The 20797-nt window shown below is 29.8% G+C and carries 20 protein-coding genes; all 20 read left to right on the forward strand.

Features of this window, described 5'->3' with window-relative positions:
- Window positions 1-61 precede the first annotated feature (61 nt).
- Complete coding sequence (locus tag L1S46_RS02815; RefSeq protein ID WP_011968456.1) at window positions 62-1093, forward strand: PilT/PilU family type 4a pilus ATPase; 1032 nt, start codon at window positions 62-64, stop codon at window positions 1091-1093.
- Window positions 1094-1193: 100 nt separating this feature from the next.
- Window positions 1194-2447, forward strand: coding sequence for a cell division protein FtsA (ftsA, locus tag L1S46_RS02820; RefSeq protein ID WP_041894903.1), 1254 nt, complete (start codon window positions 1194-1196; stop codon window positions 2445-2447).
- A gap of 14 nt (window positions 2448-2461) precedes the next feature.
- Window positions 2462-3601, forward strand: coding sequence for a cell division protein FtsZ (ftsZ, locus tag L1S46_RS02825; RefSeq protein WP_077831623.1), 1140 nt, complete (start codon window positions 2462-2464; stop codon window positions 3599-3601).
- Between the two features lie 775 nt (window positions 3602-4376).
- On the forward strand, window positions 4377-5219 hold the full coding sequence (locus L1S46_RS02830; protein ID WP_192927357.1) for a sigma-E processing peptidase SpoIIGA: 843 nt from the start codon (window positions 4377-4379) through the stop codon (window positions 5217-5219).
- Window positions 5194-5901 (forward strand): RNA polymerase sporulation sigma factor SigE, encoded by a 708-nt coding sequence (gene sigE / locus L1S46_RS02835; protein WP_011968460.1) that lies wholly within the window; start codon window positions 5194-5196, stop codon window positions 5899-5901. Before L1S46_RS02830 ends, sigE begins: the two co-directional genes overlap by 26 nt.
- A gap of 82 nt (window positions 5902-5983) precedes the next feature.
- Window positions 5984-6757, forward strand: a complete 774-nt coding sequence (gene sigG / locus L1S46_RS02840; protein WP_011968461.1) for an RNA polymerase sporulation sigma factor SigG — start codon at window positions 5984-5986, stop codon at window positions 6755-6757.
- 40 nt (window positions 6758-6797) lie between these two features.
- Window positions 6798-7067, forward strand: coding sequence for a YlmC/YmxH family sporulation protein (locus L1S46_RS02845; RefSeq protein WP_011968462.1), 270 nt, complete (start codon window positions 6798-6800; stop codon window positions 7065-7067).
- 70 nt (window positions 7068-7137) lie between these two features.
- The gene (gene nrdR, locus L1S46_RS02850) at window positions 7138-7587 is read left to right on the forward strand and encodes a transcriptional regulator NrdR (protein ID WP_011968463.1); all 450 of its coding nucleotides are present in this window, start codon (window positions 7138-7140) and stop codon (window positions 7585-7587) included.
- 264 nt (window positions 7588-7851) lie between these two features.
- The gene (pgeF, locus tag L1S46_RS02855) at window positions 7852-8592 is read left to right on the forward strand and encodes a peptidoglycan editing factor PgeF (protein WP_171780170.1); all 741 of its coding nucleotides are present in this window, start codon (window positions 7852-7854) and stop codon (window positions 8590-8592) included.
- A 15-nt stretch (window positions 8593-8607) separates the two neighbouring features.
- Window positions 8608-9309, forward strand: coding sequence for a response regulator transcription factor (locus tag L1S46_RS02860; protein ID WP_011968465.1), 702 nt, complete (start codon window positions 8608-8610; stop codon window positions 9307-9309).
- A 2-nt stretch (window positions 9310-9311) separates the two neighbouring features.
- The gene (locus tag L1S46_RS02865; RefSeq protein ID WP_077831186.1) at window positions 9312-11018 is read left to right on the forward strand and encodes an ATP-binding protein; all 1707 of its coding nucleotides are present in this window, start codon (window positions 9312-9314) and stop codon (window positions 11016-11018) included.
- Between the two features lie 202 nt (window positions 11019-11220).
- Window positions 11221-12129: a phosphate ABC transporter substrate-binding protein gene (locus tag L1S46_RS02870; protein WP_238899193.1), complete on the forward strand. Its 909-nt coding sequence runs from the start codon at window positions 11221-11223 to the stop codon at window positions 12127-12129.
- A 23-nt stretch (window positions 12130-12152) separates the two neighbouring features.
- Window positions 12153-13046, forward strand: a complete 894-nt coding sequence (gene pstC, locus L1S46_RS02875; RefSeq protein ID WP_017210780.1) for a phosphate ABC transporter permease subunit PstC — start codon at window positions 12153-12155, stop codon at window positions 13044-13046.
- Window positions 13046-13930 (forward strand): phosphate ABC transporter permease PstA, encoded by an 885-nt coding sequence (gene pstA, locus L1S46_RS02880; RefSeq protein ID WP_238858636.1) that lies wholly within the window; start codon window positions 13046-13048, stop codon window positions 13928-13930. The genes pstC and pstA overlap by 1 nt, the downstream gene beginning before the upstream one ends.
- Before the next feature lie 9 nt (window positions 13931-13939).
- On the forward strand, window positions 13940-14689 hold the full coding sequence (pstB, locus tag L1S46_RS02885) for a phosphate ABC transporter ATP-binding protein PstB (protein ID WP_011968470.1): 750 nt from the start codon (window positions 13940-13942) through the stop codon (window positions 14687-14689).
- An 18-nt stretch (window positions 14690-14707) separates the two neighbouring features.
- Complete coding sequence (phoU, locus tag L1S46_RS02890) at window positions 14708-15370, forward strand: phosphate signaling complex protein PhoU (protein ID WP_011968471.1); 663 nt, start codon at window positions 14708-14710, stop codon at window positions 15368-15370.
- Between the two features lie 344 nt (window positions 15371-15714).
- Complete coding sequence (gene phoU, locus L1S46_RS02895) at window positions 15715-16377, forward strand: phosphate signaling complex protein PhoU (protein WP_238899194.1); 663 nt, start codon at window positions 15715-15717, stop codon at window positions 16375-16377.
- A gap of 239 nt (window positions 16378-16616) precedes the next feature.
- Window positions 16617-17951, forward strand: coding sequence for a radical SAM protein (locus tag L1S46_RS02900; RefSeq protein ID WP_011968473.1), 1335 nt, complete (start codon window positions 16617-16619; stop codon window positions 17949-17951).
- A 58-nt stretch (window positions 17952-18009) separates the two neighbouring features.
- Window positions 18010-19326: a ribosome biogenesis GTPase Der gene (gene der / locus L1S46_RS02905; RefSeq protein ID WP_011968474.1), complete on the forward strand. Its 1317-nt coding sequence runs from the start codon at window positions 18010-18012 to the stop codon at window positions 19324-19326.
- A 2-nt stretch (window positions 19327-19328) separates the two neighbouring features.
- Complete coding sequence (locus L1S46_RS02910; protein ID WP_011968475.1) at window positions 19329-20321, forward strand: NAD(P)H-dependent glycerol-3-phosphate dehydrogenase; 993 nt, start codon at window positions 19329-19331, stop codon at window positions 20319-20321.
- Window positions 20322-20797 lie beyond the last annotated feature (476 nt).

The raw sequence follows: 20797 nt of genomic DNA on the forward strand, positions 1-20797 counted from the left end.
ATATAGCACCTTATTTTTTATAAGATATACTTTTTAAAATTATGGATAGAGGAGAAAACTTATGGCTAAAATAGACAACTTATTAGATAGAATTGATCTAACTAGCGCATCAGATATTCACTTAACTTCAGAATTGCCACCAATGGTAAGAGTAGACGGTGATTTGGTTATCGCAGATGAAAATGCAGTACCACACGAAGTTGTTGGAGAATATATTAGAGATCTAATGCCAAGTAAATATGAAGAGTTTTTAGAAAATGGAGAAATAGATTTTAAATATAATAAGCCTGGTTTAGGGAACTTCAGGGTTAATGCATTTAAATGCAAAGGTAATTATGCTATATGTATGAGAGTTATAAAGGAAGCTATACCAAAGCTTAGGGATATATCAGATGCACCAGTTTTAAAGGATTTCACTGAATTACAAGATGGATTGGTTCTTGTTACTGGACCAACAGGATCAGGAAAAAGTACAACACTTGCGGCTATGGTAAATGAAATAAATATGACTAAAGAAAAGCATATAATTACATTAGAAGAACCAATAGAATATATCTATGAAACGAAGAAATCAATGGTAAATCAAAGGGAAGTTGGACAAGATACAAAAAGCTATGCAATGGGACTTAGAGCAGCATTAAGACAAGATCCAGATGTTATACTGCTTGGAGAGATGAGAGATCCTGAGACAATTGAAATAGCTTTAAGAGCTGCGCAAACAGGACATTTGGTTTTTTCTACTTTGCATAATATGGGAGCAGCAAATAGTATATATAGAATTATAAATTCTTTTGAATCTGGCCATCAAAATGAAGTGAAAATTCAACTATCATCATTGCTTAGGGGAGTTGTTTCGCAAGTATTATTGCCAAATGCTTCAGGAAAGGGTAGAACTGCTGCAATGGAAATTATGGTATGTACCTCTAGTATAAAAAATCTTATAAGAGAAGGAAATTTTGAGCAGATTAACAGCTTTATTCAAATGGGCTCTAAATTTGGAATGCAGACTATTGAGATGGATTTGAAAAGATTAGTAAGTAATAATACTATATCGAGGGAAGAATATGAAAAATGGATACGAAATAATAAATAAAAAATAATAATTGCATAAATAAAAAAAGGAATTTGAGTAAATGTGTTGAATATATTGCAATTAGTAGATTTTTTTCTGCAGAGAAGGGAAAGATTTAATCATGCAACAAGAGATAATTACGTCCTTAGATTTTGGTACTCAAAAATTATCTGCTACTGTAGCGATTAGAGAGAAAGACGAACTTAAAATTTTAGGAGTTCAATCATGCAAATCAGCAGGTATAGAGAAAGGTTTGTTATTAGATATTGATAAATGCAGGGATGTTGCAGTAAGCTTATTAAAGGATTTAGAAAAAAAGACGACAGTAAAAAGTGAAAGAATATCCATTGGAATTTCTTCTAATAAAGTAAGAATTACTGAAGTATCAACTGTAGTTAATATTCAAGAAAAAGTTACAAGTGCGGATATAAGAAAAGCGCTGAAAAATGCACAAAGAGATTTTATTTTAAGTGACGATGAATGTATAGTAGATGTGCTTATCAATTTTTATATATTAGATAACAAAGTAATACGTAAAGATATATTAAATTGGAAAGGAAGTAAACTTGAAATAAATCTTACATTAGTAATAGCAGCTAAAAGTGAAATAGAAAAATATTATGAACTTTTTAGAAAAACAGGGTATAATATTGGGTCTATAAAATTGAATATATTAGTAGGAAAGCAAGTGTTCTTGAATGAAAAAAATTCTATGGAAAGTATAGTGATTGCAGACATTGGAGCTGGGACTACTGATATAGCATTATTTACGGATGGAATTCCTAAAAGTATAAATTCTATTCCAATAGGTGGAAGAAATATAACTAAGGATTTAGCAATTTGTGGGAAGTTTTCGTTTTTAAAAGCAGATAATATGAAAAAGATTTACTCTAGCAATTATAAAGCTTTATATCTAGATAATTCGCTTGAAGAGGAAATTGAGGTGGGAACTACCAAAGTTTCCAGGAAATTATTCTATGAAGTGGTAAATGCTAGAATTGAAGAAATATTAAGCCATATCAATATAAAATTAAAAAATACTGGTCATTATGATAGAATTTGTAGTATAATTCTATATGGAGATGGAGTTAATTATTTTGAAGATATAGATGAAATCGTTCGTAAAATTTTCAAAATAAAAACTAAAGTTATAAGAAAAAATGATCTGGGAATAAAAAATTCAGAAAATATAACTTCTATGGCTATTGCTAAAGAAGTATATGATAGATTAAATTTATTAGAGGATGATAATATAATTCTAACTAATAAACATAATGATAATAAAGTAATTAATGAAAAAGAACATTTACACAATAATGAAGGTGAAAATCATATTCTAAAAAAAGTTAAAGTTTTTTTTGATAAGATTTTTTAAGGGGAGGAATTGTTTTGTTAGATTTTGAGACAGATATGCAAGAGTTAACCAATATAAAAGTTATTGGTTGCGGCGGCGGCGGAAGTAATGCCGTAAATAGAATGATAGTTGAAGGACTAAAAAATGTTGAATTTATTGCAATAAATACAGATAAGCAAGCACTTATGCTTTCTAATGCAGATCAAAAAATTCAAATAGGTGAAAAGCTAACCAAAGGACTAGGAGCTGGAGCTAATCCGGAAATAGGAAAGAAAGCAGCAGAAGAAAGCAGAGAAGAAATAACAGCTTCTATAAAGGGAGCAAATATGGTGTTTATTACTGCTGGTATGGGCGGCGGAACAGGAACAGGTGCTGCACCAATAGTAGCGGAAATTGCTAAATCTATGGAGATTTTAACTGTAGGAGTAGTAACTAAACCTTTCCCTTTTGAAGGTAAAAGAAGAATGAGACATGCTGAAATGGGTATAGCAACATTAAAAGAAAAAGTTGACACATTAGTTATAATCCCTAATGAAAGACTACTTAATATGGCTGATAAGAAAACAACGTTGTTGGATTCATTTAAGTTAGCTGATGAAGTTTTAAGACAAGGTGTTCAAGCTATTTCAGACTTAATCACAATAACAGGTGTAATTAATGCTGACTTTGCAGATATAAAAGCAGTAATGCTTAATAAAGGACTAGCTCATATGGGAGTTGGTTTCGGTAAAGGTGATACTAGGACACAAGATGCTGTTAAACAAGCAATTTCATCTCCACTTTTAGAAACATCAATAGATGGAGCTACAGATGTTATTATAAACTTCACTGGAGGAGCAGACCTTGGAGCATTAGAAGTATATGATGCTGCGGATGTTGTTCGTGAGGCTGTAGATCCAGATGCTAATATAATCGTAGGAGCTGTTATAGATGAAACTCTTAATGAAGAAATTAGAATTACTGTTATAGCAACTGGATTTGAAAGTGAAAATAACAGATTATCATTAGGTTCTATAGTAGAAGAACCTAAAAAAGTTCAACCTCAAGTTAAGGAAGTCGCAAAAGAACAGCAAGAAGTTGCAGTAGATGCAAAAGAACCAGAAATGACTTCTAACAATTATGAGCCAGATGATTTAGATATACCTGTTTTCTTAAGAAGACAAAAGAGACATTAATAACGGAATTTATAATATTAAGAAATAAAGTTAAATAGAATGAAAATTTGTTTTAGGGATCAAAAAACTATTAAATAGTTTTTTGACCTTTGATATACAAGTTTTCATTCTATTTTTTTATTTTTTAGTATGTTGTATTTTTCTCAGAAACTTGTCATTTGTATCTTGCCACCTGTCACTAATGAAGATATTATCTTTAAATTATGATTAACATAATTTGTAATTCATTTATTTATCTATGGATAAACAACTTAAGAATTTTATTTACACTTTTCAATAAATACCATACTAGAAAGTAGAAACATTTTTATGCAGCAGGCATTGAAAATGAGCTGTTAAAAGCTCTTAATTGTGGGTTGTTCAACTAATGCTTGTCACAATGAAATTGGGAGCAAGCATTAGTGGTGCAACCTGCAATTTAGCACTTTCAGTGAAATTTTCATAGTCCTGTGAAATAACAATGTTTCTACTTTCGGTGGATTAGTGCATAAGTCTACGTTATATATTGTTTATCTATAAATTTAAATTACATAATTAAATTTAGAATAGAATGACTTAAAATTTATTCCACTTATTTTTAGCAAATTTATATAAGATAAAAGAATTTATTTTTACATATTAAGTTAGTTTTAAATATAAAAAAGAGTACAAAAAAATATAGTGTAAATAAATGTAAAAAGTTCAATTAAAAAAACAAAAAGATTTAATGTGATTGTGACAAATTTTTATGAGAAAGAAGTATATAATAAAATCCAGACAGACTGGAGGCGTTGAGATGGAAATTTATGTTGATACCTTGGTTTTGGAAAATTGCATAGTAAATTTCTTTTTGTTAACAGTAACTATGAAATGCATAAAGCATAAATGTAAGGTGATTGCGCTCTTAAGCTCCAGTTTATTGGGTGGAATTTATACATTGGTTTTAGTTATTCCACAGTTAAACATATTCTCTTGTTTACCTATTGAATTAATTGTTGCTTTCATAATGCTTAGAATAGTGTATGGAAAAACAAACATTCTTAATATGATCAAGATTCTTATTATATTTCTAATGATGACATTTACTTTAAGTGGAGTATGTTTTCTATTTTCACTAAAGCAAAATTTATATTTATTAGGAACTACATTCAAAATAGAGAAGTATTCAATTAAGTATATTATGCTAGGAGTAATGATTATGTATATAATTTTTAGCAGACTTGTGGAATACATTAGAGACAAGCTGTTTGTAAGAAATTTTGTTTTTGAGATTGAATTCAATATAGAAGGTAAGCAATATAGTATTAAAAGCTTTTTGGATACTGGAAATGAGCTTAGAGAGCCAATTACAAATCTTCCATGTATTTTGATTGAAGAAAACCTAATAAGTGATGTGGATTTTAATAGTATCAATACATATCATGTGCTTTACAGTTCAATAGGATATGGAGGAAGTCTTAAAGGTATAAAAGTTAACAACATAAAAATAAGCAATAATTATCATCTATATGAAGAAGTCGATGCAATAATATGTCCATGTAAAGAAAAATTAAGTAAAGAATGCGAATTTAATGCCTTATTATCAAGGGGAATAGTTTATAAGGGGGATATTTATGGAAAAGTTAGTTCTGTTTTTTAATAAATTATTATGTAAGTTCAAGTTGTTTAGAAAAAAATTATATTATGTAGGAGGAAATGATGCTCTACCACCACCATTATCAAAAGATGAAGAAGAAGATTTGGTAAATAAATTAAATGGTGGAGATGAAAATATAAGAAGTACTTTAATTGAAAGAAATTTAAGATTGGTTGTTTATATAGCAAGAAAATTTGAAAACACAGGTGTATATGTAGAAGATTTAATATCAGTTGGTACCATTGGATTAATAAAAGCAGTAAATACTTTTAATCCAGAGAAAAAGATAAAGCTTGCAACTTATGCGTCTAGATGTATAGAAAATGAAATACTTATGTATTTAAGGAGAAATAGCAAGATAAAAGCTGAAATATCATTTTATGAGCCTCTTAATATTGACTGGGATGGAAATGAGCTTCTGTTATCAGATATATTAGGAACTGAAAACGATACTGTTTATAATTTGATAGAAGATGAAGTAGATAAGCAGTTATTAGTTATGGCATTAAAGAGCTTAAATGATAGAGAAAAAGAAATAGTAAGACTTAGATTTGGTTTAAATGGAACAAGAGAAAAAACGCAAAAAGAGGTCGCGGATATGCTTGGAATCTCACAATCTTACATTTCTAGATTGGAGAAAAAAATAATTAAAAGATTGAAAAAAGAAATAAGTAGAATGATTTAGCTTGTCTTCAAGTATAAAAGTATTGCCTATCGGAGATAATGTTTAATGCAATGGATTATTACTTTCGAAGGGGTGAATACTTGTGATAATTAACAAAGTAGAAATATGTGGCGTTAATACTTCAAAACTCCCTATACTTAAAGAAAAAGAAAAGAAGCAGCTTTTTTTACAAATGCAAGCTGGAGATAAGAACGCAAGAGAAACTTTTATAAAGGGAAATTTGAGATTAGTACTTAGTGTTATTCAACGGTTTAATAATAGAGGAGAAAATATCGATGACTTATTCCAAGTGGGCTGCATAGGCTTAATGAAATCAATAGATAATTTTGATTTGTCTCAAAATGTTAAATTTTCAACTTATGCAGTTCCTATGATAATTGGGGAAATTAGAAGATACCTAAGAGATAATAATTCTATTAGGGTAAGTAGATCTTTAAGGGATATAGCTTATAAAGCTCTTATTATGAGAGAAAAATTTATAAAAGACAATAATAAAGAGCCTACTATATCGCAAATTGCAAAAGAACTTGAATTGCCAAGAGAAGAAGTTGTATTTGCGTTAGATGCAATACAAGATCCCGTATCGCTATTTGAACCGATTTATCATGATGGAGGAGATGCCATTTATGTAATGGATCAAATAAGTGATGCAAAAAATACAGATGAACATTGGCTTGAAAATATTTCAATAAAAGAAGCAATGAAAAAACTTACTGATAGAGAGAAGCTTATATTGAATTTAAGATTTTTCAATGGAAGAACTCAAATGGAAGTAGCAGATGAAATTGGAATTTCACAAGCACAAGTTTCAAGATTAGAAAAAACAGCACTAAAGCATATGAGAAAACACGTATAAGAATGAGAGTTTAATAATATTATAATGGTGGGGGATAATTATGGAACTTGAATTACATTCACTCAATGCTATGAGAAGTATGGAAGTTATAGATATATTAACAGGAACTAAAATCGGGTTTATAAAAGATTTTAAGATAGACTGCGATGAAAATAAAATAGTTGCGTTAATATTACCAGGAGAAATAAAATCATGGTTTGCAAAAGAAGATGAAAAAGAGATTTTGTGGAGCGATATAGTAAAAATAGGAACAGATGTTATATTGGTGAAGGCAAAAGATAAAGAAAAAGTAAATGCAAACAATGTATAGCCATATTTCAAAAATATAGTTATAATAAGTATAGGTTTTGATATACGAAAGCAAAGAGGTGAATGAAAGTATGAAATGTCCATTTTGCGGATTTGAAGAAAGTAAGGTTGTTGATTCAAGGTCAACAGATGACAATACAACAATTAGAAGAAGACGAGAATGTTTAAAATGTAATAAGCGTTATACTACATATGAAAAAATAGAGGATTTTCCAATCCTAGTAATTAAAAAAGATTTAACTAGAGAAAATTTCAACAAAGAAAAAATAATTAACGGATTAATTATTGCATGTCAAAAAAGACCCATATCTAGAAAGCAAATCGAAGAAATAGCATATGATATAGAAAAAACAATATCTAATAGTATGCTCACTGAAATCCCATCAAATGAAATAGGGGAAATGGTTATGGCTAGATTGAAAGAGTTAGATGAAATATCATATGTAAGATTCGCGTCAGTTTATAGACAATTTAAGGATATAGATACTTTCCTAGAAGAAATAAAAAATCTTAGAACATAATCACATAATTAAGGATGTTGAAAAGTTTTCAATGTCCTTTTTATAATGAAAAATGTTATATATAAGTTAAACTTCAGTTAATAAAGATGCCAAGCAGCTAATAAAATGTTAATATTAAGTAAAGAATTAAAATGAATTAAATGGAACAAGCATTTTATTCTTATAAAAAGTATCTAGCTGTATATAAGAAGATTTCATGGTGGCTTTGTGACTTTTATTTTCATATACATTATTAAAAAAGTATTAATTTATTGGAGGATTAGAGTGAATACGTTAGAGTTGAAAGACTTAGAAATTAAAGATGATTTTACAATAATAAATGGTAAAAAATTTGAAATTATATTCACAAATGCAGAAAAAGGAAGAAGTTTTAATAGAAATACAGAAGAGGGAGTTAGAGAATTAAATTCATTAAAAAAAGAATTTAATGCAGATAATATAATATATATAAAGCAAATTCATAGTGATAGAATATTAAAATATGAAGGTAATGGGAAAGATATTATAGATGAAGAGGGAGATGCAATAATAACAAATGAAAAAAATGTTATTATTGGGGTTTTTACTGCTGATTGTGTACCGGTTATATTGGTAGATGAGGAAAAAGAGGTTACAGCTGCGATACACAGTGGATGGAGAGGTACCTTCGAGTCTATTACATTGAAGACAATAGATAAAATGAAAAATGAATTTGGATCTGATGTAAGAAATATTAAGGCTTATATAGGACCACATATTAGAAAATGTTGTTATGAAGTTTCAGAAGATTTAAAGCAGAAGTTTATTGAAAAGAAAGATACAATAAATGAAAAAGAGCTATTTAATGGAAATAATCTTAATCTTGAAGCGTGCATAATAGACGATCTAAGGAAATCTGGAATAAATGAGTGCAATATAAATAGCTTAGATTTGTGTACTTATTGTAGTAGTGATATTAAATTGCATTCATACAGAAAATCTCAGGGTTCCTATGGTAGAATGTTTTCTTTTATTATTTCACGTTAAGGGGGAAGATGAAATATGGCTAATGAAAAAATTTTGATTGTAGATGATGAAGAACATATAGTTGAATTATTACATTTTAATTTAGTTAATGCTGGATATGAGGTTTTAAGTGCTAATAATGGTATTGATGCAGTGAAAATAGCTAAGGCTGAGAAGCCGAGCTTGTTATTGCTTGATTTAATGCTGCCAGGTATGGATGGATTTGATGTTTGTAAAGAAATAAAGAGAGATTCTGAAATGAAAAAAACATCAATAATAATGTTAACAGCTAAAGGTGAAGAACTGGATAAGATACTTGGATTAGAACTTGGAGCTGACGATTATATAACAAAACCATTTTCGGTTAGAGAATTACTTGCCAGAGTAAAGGCAGTTTTAAGAAGAACAAGCTCGTTTAATGAGGCAGAAGATGATGTATATAATTCAGAAAACCTTAAAGTGGACTTTGAACGTCATGAAGTATATGTTAATGACAGAAAGGTTGATCTAACTTTAAAAGAATTTGAACTTTTACAAATACTAATAAAAAATAAAGGTAGAATACTAAAAAGGGAAACCCTATTAGATAAGATTTGGGGTTATGAGTATATAGGAGAAACAAGAACTGTAGATGTTCATATAAGATATCTTAGAAAGAAGATAGAGGAAGATGATAAAAATCCGAGATTTATTGAAACTATAAGAGGAGTAGGTTATAGATTTAACCCAGCTGAGTAAAAATGAAAAACAAAATATTAACTTCAGTTATTATAACTGTGCTATTTGCACTATTAATTGTAGCATCTTCTTTTATCACAATAATAAATTTAGAACAAATTAAAAATACAAAAGAACAGCTTAGAAACATAAATTTGCTAGTGTCTGAACTTAATGATGTTACTGATATTAGTAGAAATGATTATGAAGAGTTAAAAGCATTAAATAATACGAAAATAAATGGTATAGACGTACGATTTACTCTTATAGATGATAGTGGAGTTGTTTTATACGATAATGAACAAAAGAGTAGTGAAAATCATAGGGATAGAGAAGAAGTTAAAAAAGCAATGGAAACTGGTGAAGGGTATTCAAAGAGGTACAGTGAGACAATTAAGTCAGACTTAATATATTATGCTACTAGGCTTAACAATAACTTTGTAATTAGAAGTTCTGTAAGCATAAATTCTGTTACTATAATACTTAAAGAAAATATTAAATATTGTTTCGGAATATTACTTGTGGTTATGCCATTTTCTTTATTTCTATCATTAAGACTAGTTAAAAAAATTGTTGATCCAGTTAAAGAGTTAGAAAGTGTAACTTTGAAAATGACTCATGGGGACTATAAAATAAGAGCCAATATCAATACAAATGATGAACTTGGGACTTTGGGAAATAGCTTCAATAATATGGCGGAACAGTTACAAATAAAGATTCGTGAAGTTATAGATAATCAAAATAAAATAGAATCAATATTAAAAAGTATGGAAAGCGGAGTTATAGCTGTTGATAATTGCAATATGGTAATTTCAATTAATCCGTGTGCAGAATCGTTACTTGGCATTAAAAAAAATATTGTAGGCGAATGTTTATTAGACCATATAAAGGACTATGATATAATCAGATTCTTAGAACAAGATGATGTAAATGATAAAGAAATAAAAATACGTCATCCAATAGAAAGGGATTTCAAAATTAAGAAATCAGCTATGGTAGATGGAATGGAAGGCGTAGGAAAGGTTATAACTTTTCAAGACATAACCGATATAAATAGAGTAGAACTTATGAGAAGCCAGTTTGTTGCCAATGTATCTCATGAATTGAAGACGCCGTTAACATCTATAAAGGGATTTGCTGAAACTTTAAAATTTGTTAAGGATGACGAAACAAGAGAGAAATTTTTAGATATTATAGATAAAGAAGCTGAAAGATTATCAAGACTTATAAATGATATATTAGTGTTATCTAATATTGAAAGTAACTTAGCGGTTGATATGCATGAATTTGTGCCAGGGTCAGTAATTGAAGAAGTAATTAATATAATGAGAAAAACTGCTATTAATAAAAATATTAAATTAGAATTTAAAGATAATAGTAGTGAGAAGATCTTTGGAGATAGAGATAAATTCCATCAGCTAGCTTTGAATTTAATAGAAAATGCAATAAAATACTCTAAGGATGCTTCTGGAAAAGTCGAAGTGTTAAGTTATGATGAAGATAGATATTATTGTTTAAGAGTAAAGGATAATGGAATAGGAATACCTAAGGAAGATATATCAAGAATCTTCGAAAGATTTTATAGAGTTGATAAATCAAGAAAGAAAGGTGGAACAGGTCTTGGTTTAGCAATTGTAAAACATATTGTTAAAATTTTTAACGGAGAGATTTATGTTAAAAGTGAGCTTGGAGTAGGAACTTGTTTTGAAGTAAAAATTCCATATTTATAACAGATAATGCGCAAAGTGGTAGAAACTTTGCGCATTTTTTAATTATTATCAAAGGTATGTTAAATTTTCTTAACACCACTCTAATATAACTTAACAATTCTCTAATAATAGATTAACTAAATGGGTATATTATTAGATATGTAATAAGAAACAATTTAACCAACATAATTTATGTCGAATTTATTGATGGAGGGAATTTATAATGAAAAAAAGAACATTAAAGCTAATCGTAGGGGCTTTGTTAGTGACAGTTATAGGAAGTGCAATGGTTGGGTGTGGAAGCTCATCAAATAAATCAGAAACAGGTACAAAGACTGAATCAAGTGATAAAGTAAGTGGATCAATAACAATGAGTGGTTCATCTGCATTGCTTCCATTAATGGAACAAGCAATTGAAACATATAATAAGGAAAATCCGGATGCGCAAATTAGTGCTCAAGCAGGTGGATCAGGTACAGGTCTTACTCAAGTACTAGATGGATCAGTAGATATAGGAAATTCAGATATTTTTGCAGAAGAAAAATTAGATAAAGATAAAGCAAGTCAGTTAGTTGATCATAAAGTTGTAGCAGAAGGTTTTGGTGTTGCGGTAAGCAAATCACTTGGAATAGATAATTTAACATCAGCTCAAATTAAAGATATATTCTCTGGCAAGATAACTAACTGGAAAGAAGTTGGAGGACCTGATAAGCCAATATTATTAGTTCATAGAACAGCAGGTTCTGGAACAAGAGCAACATTCGAAAAGGTAATTCTTGGTGGAGATAAATCAGCAGAAAACGAATCATTAGGAGTAACTCAAGATTCAAATGGAGCAGTTTTAAGTGCAATGAAACAAAATGATGGTGCAATTAGTTATTTAGGTCTTGCATATATGAACACACAAGAAGCTAAGGATGCTATAAAAATAGTAAAACTTGACGGAGTTGCAGCTGAAAAAGCAAATATATCTGATGGATCATATAAGTTCTGGTCATGGGGACATATGTATACTAAAGGCGAAGCAACAGGAGTAGCTAAGAGTTTTATAGATTATGTTACAAATAAAGTTGATAAATCAGTTTTAGATAATTTAGGATTTGTTTCAGGAAGTGAAATGAAAGTAAAATAATTTCAATTAAGGGATGAGTAAAGATGGAAAAAAGAAGTTTTAAAGAAAGGCTTAAAAATGAGTATTTGGGCCAAGGCTTTGCAGGGCTATGTGCAATATTAATAATAGTGATAACAATATCAATCATAGTATTTATAGCTTCAAAAGGGATAAGAATATTCACAAAAGATGGATATAGTGTCACAGAATTTTTATTCACAAATAATTGGAAGCCAAACAAAGGTGGAGAGCCTTCCTTTGGAGCTCTCGCTTTCATCTTAGGGTCAACCTTAGTATCAATAGGTGCAGTAGTTATAAGTGCACCTATTGCTATTGCTTTGGCGATATTTGTGAATGTCATATCAAGCAAATTTGGGAAAAAGATAATTAAACCTTCATTAGAAGTATTAGTTGGAATACCTTCTGTTGTTTATGGTTGGGTCGGTATTTCTGTGTTAGTACCATTTATAAAAGGAAGTTTTGGAGGAATGGGATTTTCTTTAATCGCAGGGATTTTAGTTTTATCATTAATGATTTTACCAACTATAGCAACGTTATCTATAGATGCTATAAAAACAATACCTCAAGATCATATTGAGGCATCATATGGCCTTGGAGCTACAAGGTGGCAGACGATTTATAGAATAATAGTTCCAGGCGCCAAATCAGGGATATTAACAGGTGTAGTACTTGGTATTGCAAGGGCTTTTGGAGAAGCGTTAGCAGTTCAAATGGTAATTGGTAACACTGTAAAGATACCTGATAGTATCACTTCCTCAATGGCAACATTAACAAGTATAATAACAATGGATATGGCTAATACTGTCGGCGGAACGCCATGGAATGATGCATTATGGACATTAGCATTAATTTTACTTGTGATTTCTTTTATATTTATAGTTATAGTAAGAGTAATTGAGAAAAGGAGTGCGGTATAATGAATGCAAAAAAAGTAGATAAAATTGCGACAGTTATATTTTATATAATAAGTATGTTCATAGTGGTTTTACTTGGTGCATTTATTTTATATATTTTATATAAAGGTGGAAGTATGTTAAAACCGTCATTCCTTTTTGGTAATCCAAAGCTTACAGGAGCAGGAGGAGGAATAGCACCGCAATTATTTAATTCATTTTATATGCTTGTTATTTCTTTGGTTATAACAATTCCTATTGGTGTTGGAGCGGGAATTTATTTGGCAGAGTATGCTAAAGAGGGACCTATTCTTAAATTTATAAGAATGTCTCTTGAAACAATGTCTTCACTTCCATCTATTGTTATTGGTATGTTTGGATTATTGGTTTTTGTTAATATGGCAGGATGGGGATATTCAATACTTGCGGGTGCTTTATCTGTAAGTATATTAAATATACCTTCAATGACTAGAATTTCAGAAAATGCAATAAATACAGCAAGTAAAAGGGTTAAGGAAGCATCTTTGGGGCTTGGAGCAACTAGATGGCAAACATTAGCGAAGCTTACAGTTCCGACAGCTATGGGAGAGATATTAACGGGTATAATACTAGCAGCAGGAAGAATTTTTGGTGAGGCGGCAGCATTTTTATATACTGCGGGATTAAGTTCTAAAAATTTAAATTTCAATGCCATAAGTATGGCTGGGAACAGCTCAGCATTTTCACTTTTTAGACCAGCAGAAACTTTAGCTGTCCATATATGGAAGCTAAATTCAGAAGGTGCAGTGGTTGATGCTGCTCAAATAGCTAACGGAACGGCAGCTGTGCTTATAATAGCAGTTCTCTTATTCAATGTTTGTGCAAGGTTAATTGGAAATAGATTGATGAAAGCTTATAGTGGGAAGTAGGAGATAGTTATGAATATTATAGAAACAAAAGATTTATGCTTATATTATGGTGATAATCAGGCTCTTAAAGATATAAATATGTCCATAAATAAAAATGAAGTTACAGCACTCATTGGACCTTCAGGCTGCGGAAAATCAACTTTCCTAAGAACTTTAAATAGAATGAATGATTTGATTGAGATCGTAAAAATAACTGGGGAAGTGTTTTTTGAAGGTAAGGATATATATAAGGACTATGATGATATATATTTAAGAGAAAGAATCGGAATGGTATTCCAAAGACCAAATCCATTTCCAATGTCGATTTATGATAACATTGCATATGGACCTAGAATACACGGCACAAAAAATAAGAAGATCTTAGATGAAATAGTAGAAAAAAGCTTAAGAGGAGCAGCGCTTTGGGACGAGACTAAAGATAGGTTAAAATCAAGTGCGCTTGGAATGTCAGGTGGGCAGCAACAAAGATTATGTATTGCTAGAACATTGGCGGTTTCTCCAGAAGTAATTTTAATGGATGAACCAACATCTGCATTAGATCCAATATCAACTGGAAAAATGGAAGAACTTATGGATGAATTAAAGAAGAAATATACAGTTATCATTGTAACTCATAATATGCAGCAAGCAGGAAGAATAGCTGATAAAACTGCATTCTTTTTAAATGGAGAAGTTATAGAGTTCGGAAAAACGGAAGACATATTTTATAATCCAAGAGATAAGAGAACAGAAGATTATATTACAGGTAGATTTGGCTAAAAGGGGGCAATGATAATTATGACAAGGGGATCGCAGGATACAAGAGTAAAAAATATAAATAGAGAGCTGCTAAAAATGTCTAGTCTAGTTGAAAAGCAAATATATGAGAGTTTGCTAAGTTTAAAAAAATATGATCTAGAAAAGGCTGAGCAAGTTATTAAGAATGATGATATTGTTGATGATATGCAAAAAATGATAGAAGAGGAATGTATCAAATTTATAGCAACTGAACAGCCGCTTGCAACAGATTTAAGGAGAGTATTTACAGCATCTAAAATAGTGACGGATTTAGAGAGAATGGCAGACTATGCAGTAGATATATGTAAGATAACAAAGAGGATTGGTAAAAAGATAAGCTCATTTGAAAAAGGCTCAGAAGAATTATGGGAGATGGACGATAAAGTTAGAGCTATGATAAGAGCGTCTGTAGATTCATATATTAACGAAGATGAGGAAATGGCATATAAGGTTTGCGAAAAGGATGATGAAATAGATGCATTCTATAAATCTTTATTTTCCACTTTGATTAACTCAATAAAAGTAGATGAAAAGCTGCTTCAAGAAGGAACTCAATTACTATTTGCAATAAAATATCTAGAGAGAATAGGAGATCATGTAACTAATATATGTGAATGGACTATTTTTTCAAAAACAGGTTCCTATGTTGATTTAAATGAATAAGGTATAAGTATTATAAAGTGTCCTTAATTTATTGAGGACATTTTTATCATTTGGCTATGAATTTCTTGACTTAGGTATTATATTAATGTAATATGAAAAAAATAAATTGAAAGCATAAATGAAATATATCATATAATGAAATGATTCATAGTAGTTAATCGGAAATTTAATAAGAATCTAGTTAATAATTATTTTTTATTATTTAGAAAATTATAATCAAGGCAAATCTGTGGTGATTTTTAAAAGTAGCAGAAACATGTAGTATGCGATGTGGATTTTATTTATGTAACTAAGGTGTAATTAGGTGTAAACGATAAATTTAAGTATAAAGGGGCAATGGAAGAATGACAAGAGGATCACAAGATACTAAAGTAAAGAATATAAATAGGCAATTAGTGATTATGGCAGACTTAGTAGAAAAGCAGATATATGAAAGTATGCTGTGTTTAAAGAATTGTGATATAGAAGCAGCAGATGAAATTATTAAAGCTGATGATAAAGTTGATGAATTACAAAAAATAATTGAAGAACAGTGTATTAAGTTTATTGCAGCAGAGCAGCCTCTGGCAACAGATTTGAGAAGAGTGTTCACTGTTTCGAAAATAGTGACAGATTTAGAAAGAATAGCAGATTATGCAGTAGATATTTGTAAAATAACAAAAAGAATCGGCAAAAATGTGAATTCTCTTAAAAAGGTTTCAGAGGATCTATGGGATATGGAAAGAAAAGCAAGGTATATGATAAAGGCATCTATAGATTCCCACGTCAATGATGATGAAGAAATGGCATATAGAATTTGCGAAAAGGATGATGAGATAGATACTATATATAGATCGCTGTTTGCTTCTTTTATTAAAGCAATAAAAAAAGATGAAAGTTTACTTCAAGAAGGAACTCAATTGTTGTTTGTAATAAAATATTTGGAAAGAATAGGGGATCATGTGACTAATATATGTGAATGGACTGTCTTTTCAAAAACAGGAGCTTATGTTGATTTGAATGAATAGGACTATATAATGTAGGAAAATGTTCTTTGCTATTAAGAACATTTTTTGTTTTGTTAAATCATTTATACGAGAAATGAAATCTTTTGAAGCTATTTTTTTAAAAGGTATGAATAAAAAACATTATTATTTTATGAAATTATAATGAGGTTAAACATGTTTTAACAATATGAATTGTTGACTTAACTAAGGGTTTAATGTAATATAACAAAGATAAGAATGTTATAATAAGGGGTGAAAAAATGAAAAATATTATAACAAAAGTAACCTCTAATGGAATTGCAGAGGAAGTCGGGATAGAAGAAAATGATATCTTAGTATCTATAAACAATAAGGAAATAAATGATATCATAGATTATAAATTTTTATCTGCAGATGAAGAGATTGTTTTAGAGATAGAAAAACCTAGTGGTGAAATATGGGAAATTGAAATTGAAAAAGAATATGGTGAGGATATAGGGATAGAATTTGGCGGGGGAATTATGGATAAAGCAAAATCATGCAGTAACAAATGTATATTTTGTTTCATTGATCAGCTGCCTAAAGGAATGAGAGAAACATTATATTTTAAAGATGATGATTCTAGATTATCATTTTTACAAGGAAATTTCGTGACATTAACAAATATGAAAGATGAGGACATTGATAGGATAATAAAATATCATATAAGTCCAATCAATATTTCTGTACATACAACAAATCCAGAATTAAGAGTTCAGATGCTAAATAACAGATTTGCAGGTAATGTTCTTGAAAGAATGCAAAGACTAGCTGATGCAGGAATTACAATGAATGCACAAATAGTTTGTGTTCCAGGGATAAATAATGGAAATGAACTTAAAAGAACAATTGAAGATTTGTATAAACTTTATCCAGAAGTCTCAGATGTAGCAGTAGTTCCAATAGGTATTACTAAGTTTAGGCAAGGACTTAAACATGTTAATACGTATACAAAGGAACAATCTATTGAGGAAATCAATAATATTAAAGAATTGCAAGATACATATATTAAAGAAACTGGTAAGCCATTTGTGAGATTATCTGATGAATTTTATTTAGTCGCAGATAAAGAAATTCCAAATCAGGAATTTTATGATGATTATCATCAAATAGAAGATGGTATAGGAATGGTTAGGTGTTTTAGAGATGCCATAGATAGCACTTTAGATGACTTGGATTTAAATATGAAGGGAAGCTTTTCTATAGTTACAGGAGAGCTGGCGTATAATGAATTGCTTGAAGCCAGCAATAAAATTAAATGTAAAAATCCTAAGATACAGCTTGATGTCTACAAAATAGTGAATCATTATTTTGGAGAAACTATTACTATAGCAGGACTTTTAACTGGAACTGATATAATAAATCAGATGAAGGGAATAATAAATAGTAAGTATTTAATAATGTCTAATAACATGTTTAGAAAAGGCTACGAATTATCTGATTCTAATGAGCAGATAATGCTGGATGATATTAAAATTAAAGATATTGAATCAGCTTTAGATGTCAAGGTAATAGTAGTTGACTACACAGGTGAAGATTTAATAGAAAAACTTAATGAGGCATATGAAGAAAAATAGACTAGCATGCTGGCTTGTTATTTTTGAATATGTCTAAATATAAAGAGGAGGAATTTTAATGGGTAAACCGATAGTTGCTATAGTTGGAAGACCGAATGTTGGAAAATCAACGTTATTTAATAAATTAGCAGGGAAAAGAATTTCAATAGTTCAAGATACACCAGGGGTTACAAGGGATAGGGTGTATGCAGAGGCTGAATGGCTGAGATATAATTTTACTATGATAGATACAGGTGGTATTGAACCAGAGAATAATGATATTATTATAAAACAAATGAGAAGACAAGCAAATATTGCAATTGAGACAGCTGACGTAATAATATTTATAGTTGATGGTAAAGAAGGATTAACTGCTGCAGATAATGAAGTGGCTACTATGCTTAGAAAGAGCAAAAAACCAGTAGTTTTAGTTGTTAATAAAGTCGACAATTTAAAAGATGAAAATAATGCTTATGAATTTTATAATTTAGGAATAGGCGATCCTATGGCAATATCAGCAGGGCAAGGATTAGGGCTTGGTGATATGCTTGATGAAGTAGTTAAGCATTTTGATAAATCTATTTATGATGAAGAAGATGATGAATATATTAGAATAGCAATGATTGGTAAGCCTAATGTAGGTAAGTCTTCTTTAATTAATAAATTGCTTGGAGAAGAAAGAGTAATAGTTTCTGATATTCCAGGAACTACAAGAGATTCAATAGATAGTCATTTAGAAACAGAAGAAGGTAAATTTATTTTAGTTGATACGGCTGGTCTTAGAAGAAAGAGCAAGGTAAAAGAAGAAATTGAGAGATATAGTGTTATAAGAACTTACGCTGCAATAGAAAGAGCGGACGTGTGTATACTTATGATTGATGCAACAGAAGGAATTACAGAACAAGATGAAAAAATAATAGGTTATGCTCATGAATTGAGAAAGGCTATTATGGTTATTGTTAATAAGTGGGATTTGGTTGAAAAAGATGATAAAACTTTAGATAAATTTAAAAAGGATCTTCAATCAAATTTAAAGTTCTTAAGTTATGCTGAATACTTATTCATCTCTGCACTAACAGGACAAAGAACTAATAAAGTGCTTAAGTTAGCAAGATATTGCTATGATAATTACAATAAGAGAATTTCAACAGGTATATTAAATGATGTCATAAGTAAAGCTGTACTAATGAAGGAACCACCTATCGTTGGAATTAAGAGAATGAAAATCTACTATGCAACTCAAGTTGCAACTAAACCGCCTAAATTTGTATTCTTTATAAATGATGAAAGTGCAAGACACTTCTCATATGAAAGGTATTTGGAAAATCAATTAAGAGATAGTTTTGATTTCAAAGGAACTGGAATACAAATTGAATATAGACAAAGAAAGGAATAGTTATGAGTAAAATTACTTTTTTAGGAGGAGGAAGCTTTGGAAGTGCCTTAGCTGTTTTACTTGCAGAAAAAAATAATGTTGTTAATATATACGATAGAGATAAGAATGTTGTTAACGAAATAAACATTAAGAAAACAAACGAAAAGTATATGAAAGATTTTGCAATTCCTAAAGGAGTAACTGCATTTAATAGTATTGAAGAAGCAATAGATGGTGCTGATTATATAGTTTTATCAGTACCTTCCCATGTAATTAGAAGTATGTGTATAGCGATTAAGGGAAAGATCCCTAGAGATATTCCAATAATATCTATTGCAAAAGGTATTGAGGAAGACACAGATAAAAGATTATCGGTTGTAATTGAAGAAGAATTAGATAATCCAGTTGTAGTTTTATCAGGACCAAGTCATGCGGAAGAAGTTGTGATGAGAATACCAACTACAATAGTCAGTACATCTAAAGAAATGAAATTTGCTGCTGATGTTCAAGATTTATTTATGACACCATATTTTAGAGTCTATACTAATGACGATATAATAGGAGTAGAAGTTGGTGGCGCTGTAAAGAATGTAATTGCGTTAGCTGCAGGAGTTATAGATGGCCTTGGGTATGGAGACAATACAAAAGCTGCACTACTAACTAGGGGTATGAAGGAAATTTCTAGAGTTGGAATAGCACTTGGTGGAAGAGCAGAAACTTTTTACGGCTTAACTGGTATGGGGGATTTAATAGTTACCTGTACATCTATGCATTCTAGAAATAGAAGAGCTGGTTTACTAATAGGTAAAGGTATGTCTCTTGAAGACGCTTTAAAAGAAGTAGGAATGGTTGTTGAAGGAGTAAAAGCTTGTAGAGCATTTTATCAACTGAAGGAAAGAATAGGTATATCAATGCCTATAACAGATGGACTCTATAAAGGATTATTTGAAGGAAAGAATGCCAAGTCTATTGTTGATGAACTCATGAATAGAGACAAAAAGAGTGAATTATTTTAATATTTATAGTATTGGAATATGAGTATATTTTAGGAATTTATTTTCAAGTTATTTGTACCAGTTATATAAAAAAGATTGATTTTTTATATAGCTGGTTTTGTATTTTCAAATGTTAGTAAATTATAGTCTGATTAAATTCCTCAATAGGTTGTGTGAAAAGTTACTTGAAAAAATATATATGTTGTAATTCACATTTCACAATTACGGCTAAAATTTTTGCAATGTCTTCAGAGTTATTATGAAGAATTGTTATATATATAGTGATATTTTATACACGCTATAAAAATAGTAGATCAAGTATGTTTGAATATGTTGGCCACTATTTTTTTATTCTTTTTTAATTATGCCTAATGTTAATGTTTAATTTTAAAGATAGGAATTTTAATAATATTTTAATCATATATTTAGTGATTAGAATTGTGTTAAAATTTTTTATTTATTATATTTGTATATTTTAAATAAAGCATGAATATATA

The organism is Clostridium sp. YIM B02500 (assembly GCF_022324665.1).
Classification (GTDB): domain Bacteria; phylum Bacillota; class Clostridia; order Clostridiales; family Clostridiaceae; genus Clostridium; species Clostridium beijerinckii.